Raw genomic sequence first — 19,405 nt, forward strand, 5'->3', positions numbered from 1 at the left:
CGGAACCCTCGAGCGGGTTCCGCGGGGAGTCGGCGATGGTGTTCTCAGCGGACATGGGAATCAAACCTCGTTTCGGCGGCTGATGGTGAGAGGGGAGTGGCGGCGCAGCGCGCCGCGGCGTGTGCTGGGCTCGGATATGGTGGGGCGGCCGTGAGGACGTGGTCCTGGCTGGACGCCCATTCGGGGCCGCGCACCGGATCAGGACGTTCGGCGGGGGAGCCGGCTCTCGCGCACCTCCGAGCGGCGGGACCCAGCCCGAGCTCCGCGGCGGCGAGGCCACCGATCCTGGCCAGCCCGTCGAGGTCCACCGCGCTGCGGTCGCAGCGCCGGGTCACGGCGTCGGCGAGCCAGCGGCTCAAGGCCTGCGCGGTGAGCTCTTCGGCTGGGAGGGTGTCCACGGCGCCCACAGCGGCCAGCGCTCGAGCCCGGCGCGGCTGTTCGGCGCGACGGGTGGCACGGGGCACCAGCAGGGCCGGCGTGGTGGTGGCCATGATCTCGGCCGTGGAGTTGTACCCGGCCATGGACACGACGGCGGCCGCCTCGCGGACGAGCTGTGGCACATGCGGCGCCAGACGAGTGACCTGGACGCTGCCGGAGTCGGGCGAGGCGGCCGCGGCGCGCTGCACCCGGTCATGGTCTGCCGGCGGCATCTGCGGTCCGGTGAGGATGATGTGTCGGTGACCGGCCGGGACCTGCGCCCGGGCGGCCGCCAGGGCCAGCCGGCCGCCGTCGGAGCCGCCGCCGACCATGGAGAGCACGTAGGGCTTCGGTGCCCGGACGCTGGCGTCGGTGAGCTCATCGGTCGGGCGGCCGTGGCTGAGATAGCCGGTGAACCTGGTCCGTGTGGCCAGCGGCGCCGGGATCTCGCCGCTGCTGATCGGGTTGTAGACCGAGGGGTCTCCGTAGACCCACACCGCGTGGTAGAACGCAGCGGCGGCCGAGGCCCCGCCGATCCGGTCCCATTCCTTGCGGGCGGCGGCGGGGGTGTCCAGCACCTCACGCATGCCCAGCACGCAGCGAGTGCCCTGGGAGTGCAGCCAGCGCAGGGAGTCCAGCAGCTCACCGCCCACCCCGAACGGGTGTCGGTCGGCGATGAAGAGATCCGGGTCCATCGCCTTGATCGCGGCGGCGGCGGTGGAGCTGCGCAGCGCCGAGAGCCGTTCGTTGCTCACATCCAGGCTCCGCGACGCGTAGCCCTGCGGAGTGCTGGTGAACCCGGGGAGCACCAGCCAGTCCCAGCCCTCCGGCAGCGAGTCGGCGGTCGCATCGGGGTGTCCGGCGATCAGCAGTCCGCGCACCGGCTGGCCGGTCAGTCGCGGCAGATCAGCCGCGAGGGCGTGGGCCAGGGCCCGGTTGCGGCGGGCGTGGCCCAGGCCGACCGAGTCGTGGGAGTAGAGAACGGCTGTGATGCTCATGGAAGACCATAGTGGTCACCCCATGTGAGGCAGCGATGAGAACACTATGAGAGTCTCCGCCGAGATCTCTCATCCTGGTCTCATCAAGTTCTCATGAAACCCTCAGTTGACCGGGCCGGTCCACTTCTCGCCGGGTCCCTTGCCGGGTGCATCCGGGACGCTGGACTCCTCGCGGAAGGCGAGCTGGAGCGAGCGCAGCCCATCACGCAGCGGCGCCGCGTGGGTGGAGCCGACCTCGGGGGCGGCGGCGGTGATCAGCCCGGCCAGCGCGGTGATCAATTTGCGGGCCTCGTCGAGGTCCTTGAGCTCATCGGCCTTGGGGTCATCGGCGAGACCGGTCTTCACCGCGGCGGCGCTCATCAGATGCACGGCGACGGTGTTGATCAGCTCCACGGCCGGCACCTCGGAGATGTCGCGGGACCGCTGGTTGACCGCCTGGGCGAGATCGGATTCCTCGGCGTGGTTATTCTGCTCACTGTGCATGCTGGTAAGCTTGTCACAGTCTCATCAGCCGCGCTAAACGCGCTCAACACGGCGATCACAGCCCGGTTGGGCTCGTCCGGCGGTCCGGCCGATGTCTCTCCATTCACCGAATTCCTCACAACAGGAGCTAGACAGATCAGCGAACCACGCATCAACGAACGCATCCGCGTACCAGAAGTCCGCCTCGTCGGCCCCCAGGGGGAACAGGTGGGAGTCGTGCGCATCGAAGACGCGCTGCGTCTCGCCACGGAGTCCGATCTGGATCTGGTTGAGGTTGCGCCCCAGGCCAAACCTCCTGTCTGCAAGCTGATGGATTTCGGCAAGTACAAGTACGAAGCCGCGGTCAAGGCTCGGGAATCCCGGAAGAACCAGAGCACCACGGTGCTCAAAGAGGTGCGCTTCCGGTTGAAGATCGATGACCACGACTACAACACCAAGGTCGGTCACGCCCGCCGCTTCCTCGAGGCCGGTGACAAGGTCAAGGCCATGATCCAGTTCCGTGGTCGCGAGCAGCAGCGCCCCGAGATGGGGGTCCGGCTTCTTCAGCGCTTCTCCCAGGACGTCGCCGATCTCGGTGCCGTGGAGTCCTCCCCGCGCCAGGACGGCCGCCATATGGTGATGGTCGTCGGACCGCTGAAGACCAAGGCCGAGGCCAAGGCTGCAGCGAAGAACCAGGCCAAGAACCAGGAGCCGGCTGAGGCCGAGGCTGAAGCCGAGGCGCCCAAGGTCAAGAACGATCGCCGAGCGCGGAAGAACGCAGAGCGACTGCCCACGGAGAAGAAGGACGCGACACCGTTGTCGAACTCCATGGCCGATTATCTCCCGGATGAGCTGAAGAACCTCTAGAGGCCTTCTGCTGATCCTGGTGGACCCGCGCACCCGTCTCATGGCGTAGACTGGTGCGCTGGTTTGCGTGAGAGCCCCATGCGGGTGCTCTTACCGCCACTCAAAAGGGGTTTCACGGTGTGGACCCGCGTCGCTGCCTCGGCAGCGGCGGCCACGCCTCGATGACCCACCTCTGCGCCGCCGCGTCAGCCGACGAGCCCCGAGCTCGTGCGCTGGAGAGCACAGGCGCTGCAGGTCCGAACGACATAAGGAGAACGGCACCATGCCGAAGATGAAGACCCACAGCGGGGCCAAGAAGCGCTTCAAGCTGACCGGTTCCGGCAAGCTCAAGCGCCAGCAGGCCAACCGTCGCCACTACCTGGAGCACAAGTCTTCACGCCTGACGCGCCGTCTGGCCGGTGACCGCCTGGTCACCAAGGCTGACGAGAAGCGCATCAAGCGGATGCTGGGCATCTGAGCCTCAGCACGATCATCACCGAAGACTTCACGACTCAAGGAGACATCACGTGGCACGTGTAAAGAGGGCCGTCAACGGCCATAAGAAGCGCCGCAAGGTCCTGGACAGGGCCTCCGGCTACCGCGGACAGCGCTCGCGCCTCTACCGCAAGGCGAAAGAGCAGCTGCTGCACTCGTACGTCTACAACTACCAGCACCGCAAGAAGCGCAAGGGCGACTTCCGGCGGCTGTGGATCCAGCGCATCAACGCCGCTGCCCGCTCGCACGGAATGACCTACAACCGCTTCATCCAGGGCCTGAAGGCCGCTGGGGTCGAGGTTGACCGCCGCATGCTCGCCGAGCTGGCGGTCTATGACGCGAACTCCTTCGGCGTCCTCGTCGAGACCGCCCGCAAGGCGCTCCCGCAGGATGTCAACGCCGCTCGAGTCTGACTCGATCAGCATGGCCGAAGGCGCCGTCTCCGCACTGGAGGCGGCGCCTTCTGCATGCCCGCACCCCACGATGCAGAAGACACGACGCAGAAGAAGAGAGAACCATGTCTCAGCACAGCGACCCCGAGCTGGTCGACAACCCGCGCTCTGACCGCGTCCGCCGCGTGGCAGCCCTCGCCGGACGTTCCGCACGGCAGAAGCAGGGGCTCTTCCTCGCCGAGGGGCCTCAGCCGGTGCGCGAAGCCCTTACCATCTGGCTGCGTCAGTGGGAGCAGGAACAGGGACCGCAGCCGTTCCCCGAGCTGGACGCGCTCTACTTCGACCCCGCGGCGCTTCAGCGGCACCCCGACGTGCTCGCCCTGCTGGACCGGATGCGCGGCGTGCTCTTCAACCCCGAGGCCAAGCTGCCGGGGAAGGCCCGGGTGTTCCTGCGCGAGGCCACCGGCGAGGCGCTGCGCGCCATGGGCGACGCCGAGACCTCCCAGGGCATGCTCGCGGTCTGCCGGATCCCCGACGCCGCCGCCCAGCGTGAGGCGCTGGATGCACAGCTGCAGAAGATCGCGGAGGGAACCGGGCAGGTGGCCGCGATGCTGCGACTTCAGGACCCCGGCAACGCCGGCACGATCATTAGGACTGCGGACGCAGCCGGGGCCGGCGCCGTCGTGCTCTCCCCGGGGACCGTGGACCCCTGGAGCCCCAAGGTGGTCCGCTCGGCAGCCGGTTCGCACTTCCACCTGCCGATCTTCACCGGCGTCGAGGCCTCAGACCTGAGCGAGGCCGCGCGCACCCACGGCTTCCAGGTGCTCGCCGCCGATGGACGCGGCGAGAAGCAGCTTGGTGAGCTGGCCACCCCTGCGAGCCGCACGCTGTGGCTCTTCGGACACGAAGCTCACGGGCTGACCCACGCCGAGCGTGAACTGGCCGACCATCGTGTGGCGATCCCGCTCTTCGGAGCCGCCGAGTCGTTGAACGTCGCCACCGCGGCCACGGTCTGCATGTACACCACAGCGATGGCTCAGCACTCACCGGCGGCATGAGCAGGCAGGCCGAGAACACCGGCTTCGACTGTCTGCACTGCGGCAAGTCGATCCCGGCCCAGCGCGGGGGCAGCTACCGCAACCACTGCCCGCACTGCCTGTACTCCCGGCATGTTGACATCACGCCAGGCGATCGCGCCGCGAACTGCGGCGCCGAGATGGCTCCCGTGGGGGTCGATCACAGTGGAAAGAAGGGCTTCCTGCTGCTGCACCGCTGCACCAGATGCGGTCAGGTGGACCGGAATCGGCTGGCTCCCGACGACGACATGGACCGGGTCATCGAACTCCAGCGCCCGCAGTAGCGGCTGCCGCCTCAGCCGGGCTGGTTGCTGAAGGCCACCCCGGAGCTGCCCCGCCGATGAGAGCCCACCAGGTGGGTGTCCACCATCCCGATCGCCTCCATCAGCGCGAACGCGGTGGTGGGTCCCACGAACCGGAAGCCTTCAGCCTTGAGTCGCTTCGAGAGTGCCTCAGACTCAGCGGAACGGGTCGGCACCTCGGTCAGGGTCTCGGGCGTGGGGGTCTGTTCGGGCTTATAGGACCAGATCAGCGCCGACAGCCCGCCATGCTCCCGCAGCGCCAGGGTGGCCTGAGCATTGCCGATGGTCGCGGTGATCTTCCCGCGATGCCGGATGATCCCGGCATCGGCGAGCAGCCGGTGGACATCGGCCTCGGTGAACCCAGCGACCGCCTCGGGATCGAATCCCGCGAAGGCGGCTCGGAAATTCTCCCGCTTGGCCAGGATCGTGGACCAGGAGAGCCCGGCCTGGAACCCCTCCAGGCTCAGCCGCTCGAAGAGGCCGCGCTCCTCGCGGACCGGCATGCCCCACTCGGTGTCGTAGTAGTGGCACATCATGGCGCTGCCCAGCGCCCAGGGCGTTCGTGCCAGGCCATCCTCACCGATCACCGTCCCGGAGGTCGGTGTCACCTGGGGATCGGGGGAAGGCGTCGCATCGGGGGTCACGGACCCAGGATAGTCCGCTCACACCACGCCGGTAGTTGCACAATGCAACCATGTAGCGGGCAGCGCTGGTAGAACAAGGTCATGACACAGCACAGCTCGCGCATCTTCTCCGACCTGGACCACTACGTCGCCCACCCCCGGCTCAGTGGACTCACCCTGAGCCCCGACGGCTCCCGACTGGTCACCTCGGTCTCCTCTGTGAACACCGCCGGTGACGGCTACTCCGCCGCCCTGTGGGAGATCGACCCCGCCGGGGAGCACCCGGCACGGCGGCTCACCCGCAGCGCCAAGGGGGAGTCCGCCCCCGCCTTCAGCGTCTCGGGGGATCTGTATTTCACCTCATCCCGTCCGGGGGAGAAGCCTGAGCAGAAGGGCGCCGCGCTGTACAGGCTGCCCGCCGCGGGGGGCGAAGCCGAGCTGGTGACCCGCCGGGCCGGTGGCGTGAGCCAGCCGCACTGCGCGCAGCAGGCGCCGGTCACCCTGCTCAGCGCACCGCTGCTGCCCGGAGCCAGCAGCGAGCAGGAGCAGGAGCAGCTGCACACCCGGCGCGAGGACGCCTCCGTGAAGGCGATCCTGCACACCGGATACCCGGTCCGGTTCTGGGACCACGACCTCGGCCCGGCCCGCCCCAGCCTCTTCGCACTCGAGCCTGCGGCGACCCCGAGCCCGGACTCCGCACCAAGCCCAGACTCCGCAGCAAGCTCAGACTCCGCAACACTTCCGGGGTCCGCGACAAGCCCGGTCTCCGACGACGACGCCGCAGCGGGCACCGCAGATCCCGAGGCGGTGAACCTGCGCCACCTCACCGAGGGGCTCGGGTCCCGATTCGGCGGCGAGGTGCAGCTGGGCCCAGACGGCTCCTCCGCACTGATCAGCGTGATCGTGCCCGAGGCCAGGGCCGGGCAGCGCACCGCACTGGCCGTGGTGGACGTCGCCTCCGGGGAACGCCGAATGATCGCCGACGAGCCGGGATACAGCTTCAGCGCCGGGGTGATCAGCCCCGATGGCCGCACCGCCGCCGTCGTGCGCTCGGCCCAGCCGACCCCGGAGCGGGCGCCGCAGCCCCAGCTGCACCTGCTGGACCTGCAGACCGGCGGGCTGACCCGGCTCGCTGCCGAGGCGGACCTGTGGCTGAGCCCTGCGGCCTGGCTGCCGGACGGCTCCGGGCTGCTCGCGCTGGCCGATCAGGGTGGACGCGGGCCGGTGTTCCGTGTGGACGCCGCGTCCGGGGCGGTGCACCAGGTGACCAGCGAGGACGCGACCTACTCCGCCGTCCTCGTGCACCCTGAGGGTCATACCGCCTACGGGGTGCGCTCGAGCTACGCGCACCCGGAGGAGGTGGTCTCGATCGATCTGGCCACCGGGGAGGCTACCCGGCTGCCGAATCCCCATGAGCGTCCCGAACTGCCCGGCACCCTGAGTGAGGTCACCGCGGTGGGAGACGACGGTGCTCCGGTGCGGGCCTGGCTGGCGCTGCCCGCCGAGGCCTCGGCGAAGGATCCGGCGCCGCTGCTGCTGTGGATCCACGGCGGGCCGCTGAACTCCTGGAACGCCTGGACCTGGCGCTGGAATCCCTGGCTGATGGTGGCACAGGGCTACGCGGTGCTGCTGCCGGACCCGGCCCTGTCCACCGGGTATGGCCAGGAGTTCGTCCAGCGCGGCTGGAACTCCTGGGGCGGTCACCCGTTCACCGACCTGATGTCCATCACCGACGCCACCGAGGCGCGCGAGGACATCGATCACACCCGCACCGCGGCGATGGGCGGCTCGTTCGGCGGGTATATGGCGAACTGGATCGCCGGACAGACCGACCGGTTCTCCGCGATCGTCACCCATGCCTCGCTGTGGGCGCTGGACCAGTTCGGTCCCACAACGGACATGGCCTCCTACTGGCGCAACGAGCTCGATGAGCGGATGGCGGCCGAGCATTCCCCTCACCTGCACGTGGAGAAGATCGTGACTCCGATGCTGGTCATCCACGGGGACAAGGATTACCGGGTGCCGATCGGGGAGGGTCTGCGGCTCTGGTATGAGCTGCTCGCGAAGTCCGGGCTGCCCGCGGACGAGGATGGGCAGACCGCGCACCGCTTCCTCTACTTCCCAGATGAGAACCACTGGGTACTCAGTCCCTCGCACGCGAAGATCTGGTACCAGGTGGTCTCCGGCTTCCTGGCCGAGCACCTGCTGGGCACGGCGTCCGAGCTGCCGGCCGAGCTGGGGCTCACTGCCCCCGCGGCGGACTGACCACCCGGGAGCTGACGCGCCCGGCTCCCGTGCGGTCCGTCGCATGCCGATGCCGCGTCCCATCGTTGTTTCGGCTCAAAGCCGTGGGACATGGCATCGCGATGGGACCTTTGCGTCGGTGGGATCTCTCAGGCGGTGACCCCCGGACATGAAGGAGCGGCCCTGGTCTGATGACCAGGGCCGCTCCTTCATGCTGCTGACGCGGCGCTGACGCGGCGCTGACGCGGCGCTGACGCGGCGCTGACGCGGCGCTGACGCGGCGCTGACGCGGCGCTGACGCGGCGCTGATGCGGCACCGGCGCCCAGTGGGCAGGGTCAGCTGCCGGCGGGGGTGAAGTCCCGGCTCCCGAGGTGTTCTGGCCGGGGCTTCGCCGCGGCGTAGGGGTCCGTGGGCAGGTTCTCCACGGAGTTGTAGACGAGGAACACGTTCGAGCGGGAGTACGGAGTCACGTTGCCGTTGGACGCGTGCATGCAGTTGCTGTCGAACATCACGGCACCGCCCGCGGGGCCCTCGAGCACGTCGATGCCGAAGCGATCGGCGAACTCCGTCAGGGTCTCGGCGTCGGGGACTCCGGCGCCCTGCATGACCAGGGACTTCTCGTGGTTGTCCTCCGGGGTTGCGCCCACGGCGCTGATGAAGTGCTGGTGCGAGCCCGGCATGATCATCAGTGGACCGTTGAAGGAGTAGTTGTCCGTCAGTGAGATCGAGACGGACACCGCACGCGGGGCGGGCATGCCGTCCTCGGCGTGCCAGGTCTCGAAGTCCGAGTGCCAGGTGAAGTCCTTGCCGGTGAAGCTGGGCTTGTAGTTGATCCGGCTCTGGTGGATGTAGACCTCGGAGCCCAGGATCTGCCGGGCGCGCTCCACGACCCGTGGATCGTTGGCGATCTTCGCGAAGATCTCATTCGTGCGGTGGATCTCGAAGATGGAGCGGACCTCATCGGACTTCGCCTCCACCACGGTGCGCTCGTCCTGCTTCACTGCAGGGTCCTGGGCGAGCCGGGAGAGCTCGCGCTTGAACAGGGCGAGCTCATCGGGGCTGATCAGCTGATCGATGCTGAGGTAGCCCTTATCCTCGAAGCTGGAGAGCTCCTCGGAGTCCAGGGGGCCGTCCTGCGCCGAACCCTGCACGACCGCGTCCTCGCGGGCGATGACTTGGGTCTCGGTCACGGTGCGGGTGGGGTAGCGGTCAGCCAGTGCCGCTGGGTGATTCATCGTCGTCGTCATTCGCGACCTTCCTCGAGTCTCGTGAGACCGTGTCTGGTTTCGTATTCAGTCAGTGTTCTCTCATAGGTGTTCCTGCTCAGCGCCGGTGGCCATGGTCCCCGTGTCATGGACTTCAGGGCGCTGCGAGCTGTCCTCCGACCGTAGCAGTCCAGTGATCTCATGCAACCGCCCGGCTGTCGGAGGGTGCCGACCGCGGGCTGCCGGAGGATGCCGACGACGACGGGGCGATGCAGTCGGGAGCGTTGTCGCCAAGTCGCCGTCGCCGTCAGCGGCGGATCTCGAACCCGGCCTGTGGCAGCGAGGCCAGCTCCTCTGCGCTGGCCTCGCGCTGATCGACCTCGCTCACCTCGGCGGACTCGGGTCCGGTCTCGGCCCAGCGGAGCAGCGCATCCACCGCCGGCCCGGCGCCACCCACTAACAGCTCCACCGCGCCGTCGGCGGTGTTCCTGACCCACCCGATCAGCCCGAGGTCATCGGCCTCGGCCTTCGCGGCGGCGCGGTAGGACACCCCCTGGACCTGACCGGTGACCTGGGCGTGGGTCCCTGTGGTGCAGCCCGAGGGGGAGAGGGGCTGTTCGGCATCGGATGGCGTATGGGGTTCAGTCATGGCTCCAGTCAAACACCCACAGGGTTCAGCCACCAGGCCCCCGCCGGTGGTGGGTGTCGGCTGATCCGGACCAGCGACCACCCCCGAGCGCTGAGCCCCGCGCGCCGGCTGCCCGGGACTCGGATCAGGTCTGCGAGTCTGCGGATTCCTCGGTGAAGACCAGCTCGCCGTCGATCCAGGTGTGGCGCACCCGGTTCCTGGTGTCCAGTGGATCCCCGGACCAGATCGCAAGATCTGCGTCTTTGCCCGGCTCCAGGGTCCCGACCCGATCCGCCACCCCGAGCACCTCGGCTGGGTTGATGGTGATTGCACGAAGCGCCTGGACCGGGTCCATCCCTTCACGCACCGCCAGGGCTGCCTGGTGGATCAGGAACTCGATCGGCACCACCGGGTGATCGGTGATGATCGAGACCTTCACCCCGGCGCGGGTGAGGATTCCGGGTGCCTTGGGACTGCGGTCGCGGACCTCCACCTTCGAGCGCGAGACGATCATGGGTCCGTAGAGCACCGGGATGCCCCGTTCGGCGATGACATCGGCGAGCTTATAGGCCTCCGTGCCGTGGTCCAGGACGAGTTCGTAGCCGAACTCATCGGCCAGACGCAGCGCGGTGGCGACGTCATCGGCGCGGTGACAGTGCTGCCGCCATGGGATCTCGCGGTCCAGCACCATCGCCAAGGCCTCCGAGACCAGGTCTCCGGGCCGGTCCGACGGGTCCTTGGCCTGCCAGTTCTTGGCCTCCGTGAAGGCCTTCCGGATGGTCATCGCGACGCCCAGCCGGGTGTTCGGGGTCTGCTTGCGCTCGCCGTAGACCCGCTTCGGGTTCTCTCCCAGGGCCGACTTCAGGCCCGAGGGGGAGCGCAGCACCATCTCATCGACGATCCGGCCCTGGGTCTTCAGCGCCACGGCGAGCCCGCCGATCGGGTTCGCCGACCCGGGGTTGACGTTGACCGTGGTGATGCCGGCGGCCCGGGCGTCGGCAAAACCGATCTCCGCCGGGTTGATCGCATCCAGGGCCCGCACGGCCGCGGTCACCGGGTCGGTGGTCTCGTTGACATCGGCTCCGGCCCAGCCTTCGCCCTCCTCGTGCACGCCCAGGTGCACGTGGGCGTCGATCAGTCCGGGCAGCACCCAGCCGCCTGCGGCGTCGATGACCTGATGCCCCTCGGGGTGCTCCACCTCGGCTCCCAGGGCGGCGATCTTGCCCTCGGTGACCACCAGCGAGCCGTCGAAGGGCTCTCCGCTGATGGGCAGGATGTGCGCATTGCTGATGACATAGTTTCTTTGAGCAACCATGTGGTGACTCTAGCGCACCGGCCTTGCTGAGAACGCTTCTGCGTCTGGCTCGCAGCTTATGAGATCCCAGGCGGATCGGAGGAGAATGACTGAACCATGCACCACCACGACCACGGGCTGACCAGCAGCGCCGAGACCTCCGCGGAGACCCCCGACCGTGCCCGCTCGCAGCGCCGCCGGCTGGGGATCGCCTGCGCGATCACCCTGGGGATCGTCCTGGCCCAGGCACTGGGCGCCTGGGTGACCGGTTCACTGGCGCTGCTCACCGACGCGGTGCATTCGCTCACCGACAGCATCGGTCTGGGCGTGGCACTGATCGCAGCAGGACTGATGTACCGGGCCGCCACGGCCCAGCGCACCTGGGGATTCCGACGGGTGGAGATCCTGGCGGGCCTGATCCAGGCGACGCTGCTGCTGGGCGTGGGCACCTACGCCGCGGTGGAAGGCATCAGCCGGCTCGGCGCCCCTCCGGTCATCCTGCACCTGGAGCTGCTGCTCTTCGGAGCGGCGGGCCTGGCTGGCAACGTCATCTCGCTGCTGGTGCTCGCCTCGGGCCGCAAGGCCAACTTGAACATGCGCGCGGCATTCCTCGAGGTCAGTGCGGACGCGCTGGGCTCGCTCTCGGTGATGATCGCCGCCGTCGTCATCTGGACCACCGGATGGCAGCAGGCCGACGCCGTGGCCGCGCTGGCGATCGCGGCGCTGATCATCCCGCGCGCTGTGCTGCTGCTGCGCGAGACCGCCCGAGTGCTGCTGGAGTTCACCCCGCGCGGGCTGGACCTGGAGAAGGTCAGGGCGCACATGCTGGCCCAGGACCATGTGCAGGGGGTCCATGACCTGCACGCCTCCACCGTGGCCACCGGGCTGCCGGTGATCTCGGCCCACGTGGTGCTCGACGACGCCTGCTTCCGCGACGGCTGCGTCCCTGAGACCCTGAACCGGCTGAAGACCTGCGTGGCCGAACACTTCGATGTGGCCGTGGAGCACTCCACCTTCCAGCTGGAACCGCGCAGCATCTCCGCAGCTGAGACCCATACACACGCCTGAACCGAGGTCGGTGAGCTCCCGCTGAGGGTGCCCGGTAAGCTGTGCGCTCATGAGCACTCCACCTCTGAGGTCCACAGCCCGCAGGTCCCGCGGCATGACGCTGACCGGGATCGCGCTGCTCGCCGCGCTCGCGGTCACCGGCTGCGGCGATGCCGAGTCTGAGCCCGAGACCGAGGGGGCCGCAGGGTCCCAGGACGACGCCGCGCAGGTCGACACCGCCGAGCCCGCTGACGGCGAGACCGACGACGAGGGGCAGGGCACCGGCCCCGCCAGCACTGGGGAGCCCTTCGCCAGCGCAGAGATCAGCGACGTGGCCCAGAACGCGATCGGCACGGTGAGCTTCACCGAGGTCGACGGCGGGACGCTCGTCGAGGCAGAGGTCTTCGACCTCGACGCCGGCTTCCGCGGCATCACCATCCACGAGCGCGGCGTGTGTGAACCGCAGTCCAGCTCAGAGTCCGGGGTCTTCGGCGACTATGAGTCCTCCGGGGGACACCTCGTGGGCACCGCGGAGGAGGACCTGGGAATCGTGGACGGCGAGGAGGCTCCCGAGGAGGAATCGCCGGAGACCGACCTCGATGACCTCTCCGAAGACGTGCCACCGGCCGAGCCGGAGGCGGTCACCCACCCAGACCACGCCGGAGACCTGCCGAATCTGTTGGTCAACCAGGACCGGACGGGCTGGCTCAGCCTGGTCAGCGATCGGCTGAGCGCCGAGGACCTGCTCGGCACCGAAGGCAGCTCCGTGATCATCCACGCCCAGGCGGACAATCATGGCAACGTCCCGGATCGCTACTTCGGACCCGATGCGCAGACCCTCACCGACGGTGACGCCGGCAGCCGAGTGGCCTGCGGCGTCGTCGAAGAGCAGTGAGCACCACCCCCGGCCGTCAGAGGTCTTAGAGGCCTGCGGCGACGGCGCGGCACCGGCGCTGTAGCACGAATCTCGGCCGCGCGTGGCGTGCCCCCACGAGCTGGACTCAATTGCTGTGGGATCGGCTCGGTAGATATAGTCGATCACTGGTGTGCCGGGAAGACTGGTCGGCGATGAGCTTTTCCGCGCCGTTTCACCCGCACCGACTGGAGGCCCCATGCATTCGCGAAGACCTTCCATGCGCTCGTGGGCGCCGGCGGTGGTCCGCCGATGAGCCTCATGGTGCTCCTGCTGCTGACCCTCGCCCTGGTCCCGCTCTCGGTCCTGGTCCATCGCGCCCTCGGTCGAGACACCGGCTTCTTCGCCGCGGTGGCGCTGACCGGCATCGGCGTGGCCACGCTGCCGTGGCTGAGCACCCTGCTCGACGGGGGAGTGCTCGAGGAGCACCTGCCTTGGATCCCGACCGTCGACGTCGGGCTGAGTCTGCGCCTGGATGGGCTCGGGATGGTCTTCCTGCTGCTGATCCTCTTCATCGGCGCGCTGGTGATGGCCTATTCCGCCCGCTACTTCTCGGTCAAGAAGAAGACATCGGACTATTACCTGTGGATGCTGATGTTCGTCTTCGCGATGAGCGGGATGGTCATCGCCGATGACCTGATCCTGCTCTTCGTGTTCTGGGAGTTCACCACACTGTGCTCCTTCTTCCTGATCAACCGCTCCGGAGACAAGGCGCCGGCCCCGGCGCAGCGCACCCTGCTGATCACCGCCGCAGGCGGGCTGGGCCTGCTCACCGCGGTGCTGCTGATCATCGTGGAGACCGGCACCACCTCGATGTCCCAGGCGCTGACGCACAGCGCCTGGACGGAGAACACCACCTTCACCTCGGTGGTCGCGGTGCTCATCGCGTTCGCCGCCTTCACCAAGTCCGCGCAGTTCCCGTTCCACCTGTGGCTGCCCGATGCCATGGTCGCCCCGGCGCCGGTCTCGGCATACCTGCACGCTGCGGCCATGGTCAAGGCAGGGATCTACCTGCTGCTGCGGTTCTCCCCGGTCTTCGAAGAGTCCACGCTGTGGCAGGTGCTGCTGATCAGCGCCGGTCTGACCACCGCCCTGATGGGTGCGCTCTTCGCCCTGCAGCGTCATGACATCAAAGAGATCATGGCCTACTCCACGGTCTCCCAGCTGGGCTTCCTGGTCGCCGTGATCGGCATCGGCACCCCCACCGCACTGGTGGCCGCCACGATCCACGTGGTCGCCCACGCGCTGTTCAAGTCCGCGCTGTTCATGATGGTGGGCATCATCGAACACGAGGCGCATTCTCGAGACATCCGCCGGCTCAACGGGCTGAGCAAGACCATGCGGATCTCGCTGGTGATCACCCTGATCTCCTCGCTCTCCATGGCCGGGGTCCCGCCGCTGCTGGGCTTCGTCTCCAAGGAGCACCTGCTCGCAGGGTTCCTCTCCGCGGATATGCCCGCCGTCCTGACCTGGACGCTGACGCTCATGGCGGTGCTCGCCGCGATCGGCACCTTCGCCTACTGCGGGCGGATCGTGCTCGGCGCATTCACCAGCTACACCGGCGCCGGGTCCAAGGACGAACACCACGAACCCATCGACCCCACCACCGCGCATGAGGCCCCCGCCAGCTTCTACCTCCCGGCGCTGCTGCCCGCCGTCGCAGGCCTGGTGCTCGGCTTCATCCCCTTCGTCTTCGACGGGCTGATCACCCGCGCCGGCGAGGACGCCCAGACCGGGACCTATGAGGCGGAATTCGCCCTCTGGCACGGATTCAACACCGAACTGATGCTCTCCGCGGTGATCGTCCTCGGAGGACTGCTCGTGGTCGCCATGCGTGCCCGGCTGGATGATCTGATCCCGCGCCGCATCCTGCCCTTCACCGGGGTCCAGGTGGTCGAGTCCATGCGTCTGGGCTCGATCAACTTCGGGCGCCGGGTCGGGGACATCACCCGCACCGACATGCACGGGGTGCACCTGGCTGCCCCGGGCATCCTGCTTGCGGGTCTCTTCATCGCAGGGATGGTCGCAGCCCCGGTGGTCGGGGATTTCGACCCCGGCCACACCCGGATGACCGACTGGGTGCTGATCGCGCTGCTGGTCTGCTTCCTCGCCGGCACTGTGGCCACGGAGAATCGCGCCGCCGCGGTGGTGCTCGCCGGTGGTGCCGGCTTCGTGGTCGCCGCCTGGTACTTCGCCCTGGGCGCGGTGGACGTGGGCATGACCCAGCTGCTCGTGGAGATCCTCACCGTGGTGGTGCTGGTCCTGGTGCTGCGCAAGCTTCCCAAGCGCTTCCACAAGGTGACCCGCACCCGACGCGGCATCTCCATCGCCGTGGCCCTGGCCTTCGGCGTGATGGCCTTCGCCGCGACCTTCGCGCTCACCGGGCGTCGCGGACAGGCTCCGATCGCCGAGTGGTACCTGGAGAACACCTACGAGGAGACCGGCGCGCTGAACGTGGTCAACTCGATCCTGGTGGACTTCCGAGCACTGGACACCTTCGGTGAGCTCACCGTGCTCGGCGTCGCGGGCTTCGCGATCCTGGCGCTGCTGAACTCCTCCTTCGCCACCTCGGACAACGAGCCGCCGGCCTCCCGGCAGTGGTCCGGGACCCCGCTGGACCACGCCGGGGACAACACCACCGCGATGCGCAGCGTCTTCAACTGGATGGCGCCGTTCATCGTGCTGCTCTCGCTGATCCTGCTGCTGCGCGGTCACTACGAGTCCGGCGGCGGGTTCATCGCCGCGCTGGTCGCCGGCGGCTTCTTCGCCCTGCGCTACCTGGTCGCCCCCTCGGACACCTCGGTGAAGCTGCGCTTCGACTACGCGCTGGTCATCGTCGGAGGCATCATCACCGGCGCCGCCATCGGCTTCGCCGGCTACCTCGAAGGCTCCTATCTGCGCCCGGTGGTCATCGCCGAAGGACTTCCCATGCCCTGGGGCTCCGACGCCGGCTTCTCCCTGACCACCGCGCTGATCTTCGACGTCGGCATCTACCTCGCCGTCATCGGTGCGGTGCTGGTGGCCCTGGACCGGCTGGGACAGGCGCAGCGCTACCCTGCGGAGCTGCTGAAGGCGCACCGCCGGGCCCATGGCACCAGCGAGGCCGAGCTCTCCACGGTGAAGGCCCCCGCCGGCTACCACGCGGACCCCGGGGATCTGCCCTTCGAAGTCCAGGCCGACGAGTCCTGGCCAGGGGTCCACACCGAGAATGACCCGAGAGGGGTGAACGACCGATGAGCATCGCCATCGCTGTAGGCCTGCTCACCGCCGCGGCCGTCTACCTGTTCATGCAGCGCGGGATGGTGCGGATCGTGCTGGGCTTCGTGCTCGCCAGCCACGCCGCGAACCTGATGCTCTTCGCCGCCGGCAACACCGCCTACCGGGGCGTGCCCTATATCGGCTCCGGCGAGGTCGGTGAGCAGGCGGACCCGCTGCCGCAGGCCTTCGTGCTCACCGCCATCGTGATCGCCTTCTCGATCACCATGTTCATGGTGACCCTGGCGATCACCACCACCACCGATGATGACACCGAAGACGTGGAGGTCTCTCCGGCCCGGCTGCTCGCCGCGGACCGCGGCGACACCAACGACGCCGGCTACTTCGGCCTGACCACGGAGTCCGGCGACATCGTGGTGGACCGCGGGGAGGATGAGACCGGAGACCCCTGGCCGGAGAAGACCCCCGATACGGGCACGGCCTCAGGGGTGGAGAACTCCGACCCCGCCGCACCGAGTGCGGCAACACCAGACACAGAAGCCCCAGAGGCTGAGACGACCCGGGAGGGGGAGACCCGATGACCGAGATCCTTCCTCCGCTGCTCCCGCTGGCGGTCGGTGTGCCGCTGCTGCTCGCAGCGCTCGGAGTAGCGCTGCGCAAGAAGCGCCTGGCCCGGCACATGATCAGCCTCGGCACCCTGGCCGTCCTGTTCGTCTTCGCGGTGCTGCTGGTCATCGCCACCGGTGACGGCACCGTGCTGGTCCACCAGGTGGGCCTCTGGGACTACGGGGTCTCGATCCCGTTCGTCGTCGACGCGCTCTCCGCCCTGGTGCTGATGATCATGTCGGTGCTCGCCATCGCCAGCGTGCTCTTCGCCATGGCCACCCACGAGGCCCGGGCCCGGTTCTTCCACCCCTTCGTGCTGGTGCTCATGGCCGGGGTCTCCGGCGCGCTGATGACCGGTGACATCTTCAACCTCTTCGTCTTCATCGAGGTCATGCTGCTGCCCTCCTACGGGCTGCTGGCGATGATGGGGGCCAAGCTCGGCGCCCACGGCGCCCGGATCTACGTCTCGGTGAACCTGCTGGCCTCCACGCTGCTGCTGGTGGGCATCGCGCTGGTCTACGCCACCGCGGGCACGGTGAACCTGGCCGAGCTGCACGGGGCGGGCAAGGAGGACCCCGCCGTCGCCCTGGCCGGTGGCGTGGTGCTCACCGCCATCGCGATCAAGGCCGCGGTGGTGCCGGTGCACGGCTGGCTGACCCGCACCTACGCGATGACCTCCCCGGCGGTCACCGCCCTGTTCTCCGGGATCCACACCAAGGTCGCGATCTATGCGATCTACCGGATCTACTCGCTGCTCTTTGACGGCGACGAGCGCTTCCTCTGGGTGGCGCTGCTGATCACCTCGGCCACCATGCTCATCGGCGTGCTCGGCGCAGTGGGGGAGAAGACCACCCGTTCCATCCTGGTCTTCCACATGATCAGCCAGATCGGCTACATCCTGATCGGCGTCGGACTGTTCACCCTGCTGGGTCTCACGGCCGCGATCTTCTACCTGCTGCACCACATGATCGTGAAGGCCTCGCTGTTCCTCTCCACCGGCGCGATCGAGGAGACCTACGGCACCGGGGAGATCGACAAGCTCGGCGGCATGCTCAAGCGCGAGCCGCTGATCGCAGTGACCTTCATGGTGGCCGCTCTCTCACTCGCCGGCCTGCCGCCCTTCTCCGGGTTCGTCGCGAAGTTCGCGATCATCCAGGCCACCCTGGCCGAATCCCACTACTGGGTGGCCGCCGTCGCGGTGGTGGTCTCGGTCTTCACGCTGCTCTCGATGCTCAAGATCTGGACCGGGGTCTTCATGGGATCCGAGCCCGCAGACCTGCAGGAGCGGGCACTGACCTACCAGCAGCGGATGCACGGGAAGCGCTACCTGCGGGTCCAGGCCCAGGCAGAGACGCCCACCCTGACCATCGGGCCCCCCACGGCGACCACCTCCGCGGTGCTCGCCGGGAAACAGGCGGTCAAGGTGCCCTTCAAGCTGATCTTCCCGGCGATCCTGCTGGCCGCGATCACCTTGTTCTTCGGCCTCGGGGCGGAGCTGCTGATGGGCTGGTCAGAGACCGCGGCGGAGAACCTGCTCAACCCAATGGACTACGTGAGGGCGGTGAGTGGAGCATGATGAGCTGGCCTTTCCGGATCATCGGATTCCTCTTCTGGTACGCCAAGGAATTCGTCAGCGCCAACCTCTCGGTGACCGCCGAGGTGCTGCGCCCGCGGGCACGCTCGAAGATGCGTCCGGCGATCGTCGCAGTCCCGGCGGCCTCGCGCAGTGACAGCGAGTGGACGATGATCTCCTCGCTGATCACCCTGACTCCGGGCACGCTGACCATCACGATCTCCCGGGAGCACGGGATCCTCTACGTGCACGGGATGTTCGTGGAGAGCCGCGAGGAGCTGGTCGCCGAGATCCAGGAGATGGAGGACCGGATGCTGCATGCGATGCGCCGCGCGCCCGGTGACCTGACTCGTCCCACCCAGCTGCCGGTGGTCCGCCCGCTGGACGAGGCAGGTGAGAGCCGATGATCTCCGAGTGGACTCTCGAGATCGCGCTGATCCTGCTGGCGATCGGCATGGTCATCGCCTCTGTGCGTGGACTGCTCGGCCCGCGCACCATGGATCGCGCCGTGGCCGCGGACCTGATCTTCTTCGCCACCATCGGCTTCGTCGCCCTGATCGGACTGCGCACCAACATCGAGGCGCTCTTCGACATCATCCTGATCGCCACGCTGCTGGGCTTCATGGCGGCGCTGTCCATGGCACGACTCGGATCTGGAGGCCGCCGCTGATGACTCTGACCGACTTCGCCGACATCCTCGGCCTGGTGTTCATCTTCCTGGGCATCGCCACGATCGTGATCTCGGCCATCGGGCTGTTCAAGCTCCCGGATCTGTACCTGCGCGCCTCGGCCGTGGGCACCTCCGCGGGACTGGGTGTCGCGTCCATCGTCTTCGGGGCGCTGCTGATGGATTTCAGCGGGTTGAACCTGATCAAGGCGATCATCGCGATCATCGCTCAGCTGCTGACCTCCGCGGTGGGTTCCATGGCGATCGCCCGGGCCGGGTACCTCAACAACGCCCTTCCGGCGGCGATCACCCACATCGACGAGCTGGCGATGACCAGACGCAGCGAATCCAGGAGCTAATGGACAGTTGGTGATGGGGTCACATGCGGATAGTTTGAGTC

General features: G+C 68.2%; 20 protein-coding genes. 14 read left to right on the forward strand and 6 right to left on the reverse strand.

Features of this window, described 5'->3' with window-relative positions; all coding sequences use genetic code 11:
* Positions 1–44: 44 nt before the first annotated feature.
* Together HNR11_RS07975 and HNR11_RS07980 are read right to left on the reverse strand one after the other, a co-directional pair.
* Positions 45–1,415: a glycosyltransferase family protein gene (locus tag HNR11_RS07975; RefSeq protein ID WP_179441858.1), complete on the reverse strand. Its 1,371-nt coding sequence runs from the start codon at positions 1,413–1,415 to the stop codon at positions 45–47.
* Between the two features lie 102 nt (positions 1,416–1,517).
* Positions 1,518–1,898, reverse strand: a complete 381-nt coding sequence (locus tag HNR11_RS07980; protein WP_058888462.1) for a DUF1844 domain-containing protein — start codon at positions 1,896–1,898, stop codon at positions 1,518–1,520.
* Positions 1,899–2,060: 162 nt separating this feature from the next.
* On the opposite strand from HNR11_RS07980, the gene infC reads away from it, so the two are divergent.
* The 5 genes from infC to HNR11_RS08005 all read left to right on the forward strand — a co-directional run bounded on the left by infC (position 2,061) and on the right by HNR11_RS08005 (position 4,970).
* Positions 2,061–2,744 carry a translation initiation factor IF-3 gene (gene infC / locus HNR11_RS07985; RefSeq protein ID WP_232301774.1) on the forward strand — a complete coding sequence of 228 codons (684 nt, stop codon included), beginning with the start codon at positions 2,061–2,063 and terminating at the stop codon, positions 2,742–2,744.
* Positions 2,745–3,006: 262 nt separating this feature from the next.
* Complete coding sequence (gene rpmI, locus HNR11_RS07990) at positions 3,007–3,201, forward strand: 50S ribosomal protein L35 (protein ID WP_058888464.1); 195 nt, start codon at positions 3,007–3,009, stop codon at positions 3,199–3,201.
* A gap of 49 nt (positions 3,202–3,250) precedes the next feature.
* Positions 3,251–3,631 carry a 50S ribosomal protein L20 gene (gene rplT / locus HNR11_RS07995; RefSeq protein ID WP_058888465.1) on the forward strand — a complete coding sequence of 127 codons (381 nt, stop codon included), beginning with the start codon at positions 3,251–3,253 and terminating at the stop codon, positions 3,629–3,631.
* Positions 3,632–3,735: 104 nt separating this feature from the next.
* Complete coding sequence (locus tag HNR11_RS08000) at positions 3,736–4,668, forward strand: TrmH family RNA methyltransferase (protein WP_058888466.1); 933 nt, start codon at positions 3,736–3,738, stop codon at positions 4,666–4,668.
* Positions 4,665–4,970, forward strand: a complete 306-nt coding sequence (locus HNR11_RS08005; RefSeq protein ID WP_058888467.1) for an RNHCP domain-containing protein — start codon at positions 4,665–4,667, stop codon at positions 4,968–4,970. The genes HNR11_RS08000 and HNR11_RS08005 overlap by 4 nt, the downstream gene beginning before the upstream one ends.
* A gap of 11 nt (positions 4,971–4,981) precedes the next feature.
* On the opposite strand, the gene HNR11_RS08010 is transcribed toward HNR11_RS08005, so the two are convergent.
* Positions 4,982–5,524: a DNA-3-methyladenine glycosylase I gene (locus HNR11_RS08010; RefSeq protein ID WP_179442925.1), complete on the reverse strand. Its 543-nt coding sequence runs from the start codon at positions 5,522–5,524 to the stop codon at positions 4,982–4,984.
* Positions 5,525–5,713: 189 nt separating this feature from the next.
* Here HNR11_RS08010 and HNR11_RS08015 point away from each other — a divergent pair, with 189 nt between their 5' ends.
* Positions 5,714–7,876, forward strand: coding sequence for a S9 family peptidase (locus HNR11_RS08015; protein ID WP_179441859.1), 2,163 nt, complete (start codon positions 5,714–5,716; stop codon positions 7,874–7,876).
* 315 nt (positions 7,877–8,191) lie between these two features.
* On the opposite strand, the gene thpD is transcribed toward HNR11_RS08015, so the two are convergent.
* The 3 genes from thpD to HNR11_RS08030 form a co-directional block, all read right to left on the reverse strand.
* The gene (thpD, locus tag HNR11_RS08020) at positions 8,192–9,091 is read right to left on the reverse strand and encodes an ectoine hydroxylase (RefSeq protein WP_246310356.1); all 900 of its coding nucleotides are present in this window, start codon (positions 9,089–9,091) and stop codon (positions 8,192–8,194) included.
* A gap of 277 nt (positions 9,092–9,368) precedes the next feature.
* Positions 9,369–9,710 carry an acylphosphatase gene (locus HNR11_RS08025; protein ID WP_179441861.1) on the reverse strand — a complete coding sequence of 114 codons (342 nt, stop codon included), beginning with the start codon at positions 9,708–9,710 and terminating at the stop codon, positions 9,369–9,371.
* A gap of 124 nt (positions 9,711–9,834) precedes the next feature.
* A complete protein-coding gene (locus HNR11_RS08030) occupies positions 9,835–11,004 on the reverse strand; it encodes an amidohydrolase (protein ID WP_179441862.1) in 1,170 nt (389 codons plus the stop codon).
* 96 nt (positions 11,005–11,100) lie between these two features.
* Here HNR11_RS08030 and HNR11_RS08035 point away from each other — a divergent pair, with 96 nt between their 5' ends.
* From HNR11_RS08035 to HNR11_RS08070, 8 genes are all read left to right on the forward strand, one after another.
* Positions 11,101–12,051, forward strand: coding sequence for a cation diffusion facilitator family transporter (locus tag HNR11_RS08035; protein ID WP_179441863.1), 951 nt, complete (start codon positions 11,101–11,103; stop codon positions 12,049–12,051).
* A gap of 49 nt (positions 12,052–12,100) precedes the next feature.
* On the forward strand, positions 12,101–12,925 hold the full coding sequence (locus HNR11_RS08040; RefSeq protein ID WP_179441864.1) for a superoxide dismutase family protein: 825 nt from the start codon (positions 12,101–12,103) through the stop codon (positions 12,923–12,925).
* 279 nt (positions 12,926–13,204) lie between these two features.
* Positions 13,205–16,180, forward strand: a complete 2,976-nt coding sequence (locus HNR11_RS08045) for a DUF4040 family protein (RefSeq protein ID WP_246310357.1) — start codon at positions 13,205–13,207, stop codon at positions 16,178–16,180.
* Positions 16,177–16,740, forward strand: coding sequence for a sodium:proton antiporter (locus HNR11_RS08050; protein WP_179441866.1), 564 nt, complete (start codon positions 16,177–16,179; stop codon positions 16,738–16,740). Before HNR11_RS08045 ends, HNR11_RS08050 begins: the two co-directional genes overlap by 4 nt.
* Positions 16,737–18,341, forward strand: a complete 1,605-nt coding sequence (locus HNR11_RS08055; protein ID WP_179441867.1) for a monovalent cation/H+ antiporter subunit D family protein — start codon at positions 16,737–16,739, stop codon at positions 18,339–18,341. Before HNR11_RS08050 ends, HNR11_RS08055 begins: the two co-directional genes overlap by 4 nt.
* Positions 18,338–18,745 carry a Na+/H+ antiporter subunit E gene (locus HNR11_RS08060; RefSeq protein ID WP_179441868.1) on the forward strand — a complete coding sequence of 136 codons (408 nt, stop codon included), beginning with the start codon at positions 18,338–18,340 and terminating at the stop codon, positions 18,743–18,745. The genes HNR11_RS08055 and HNR11_RS08060 overlap by 4 nt, the downstream gene beginning before the upstream one ends.
* Positions 18,742–19,008 (forward strand): MrpF/PhaF family protein, encoded by a 267-nt coding sequence (locus HNR11_RS08065; protein WP_058888476.1) that lies wholly within the window; start codon positions 18,742–18,744, stop codon positions 19,006–19,008. Before HNR11_RS08060 ends, HNR11_RS08065 begins: the two co-directional genes overlap by 4 nt.
* Positions 19,008–19,364 carry a cation:proton antiporter gene (locus HNR11_RS08070; protein ID WP_246310358.1) on the forward strand — a complete coding sequence of 119 codons (357 nt, stop codon included), beginning with the start codon at positions 19,008–19,010 and terminating at the stop codon, positions 19,362–19,364. The genes HNR11_RS08065 and HNR11_RS08070 overlap by 1 nt, the downstream gene beginning before the upstream one ends.
* Positions 19,365–19,405 lie beyond the last annotated feature (41 nt).

The sequence above is a fragment of the Nesterenkonia sandarakina genome, from assembly GCF_013410215.1.
Taxonomy (GTDB): domain Bacteria; phylum Actinomycetota; class Actinomycetes; order Actinomycetales; family Micrococcaceae; genus Nesterenkonia; species Nesterenkonia sandarakina.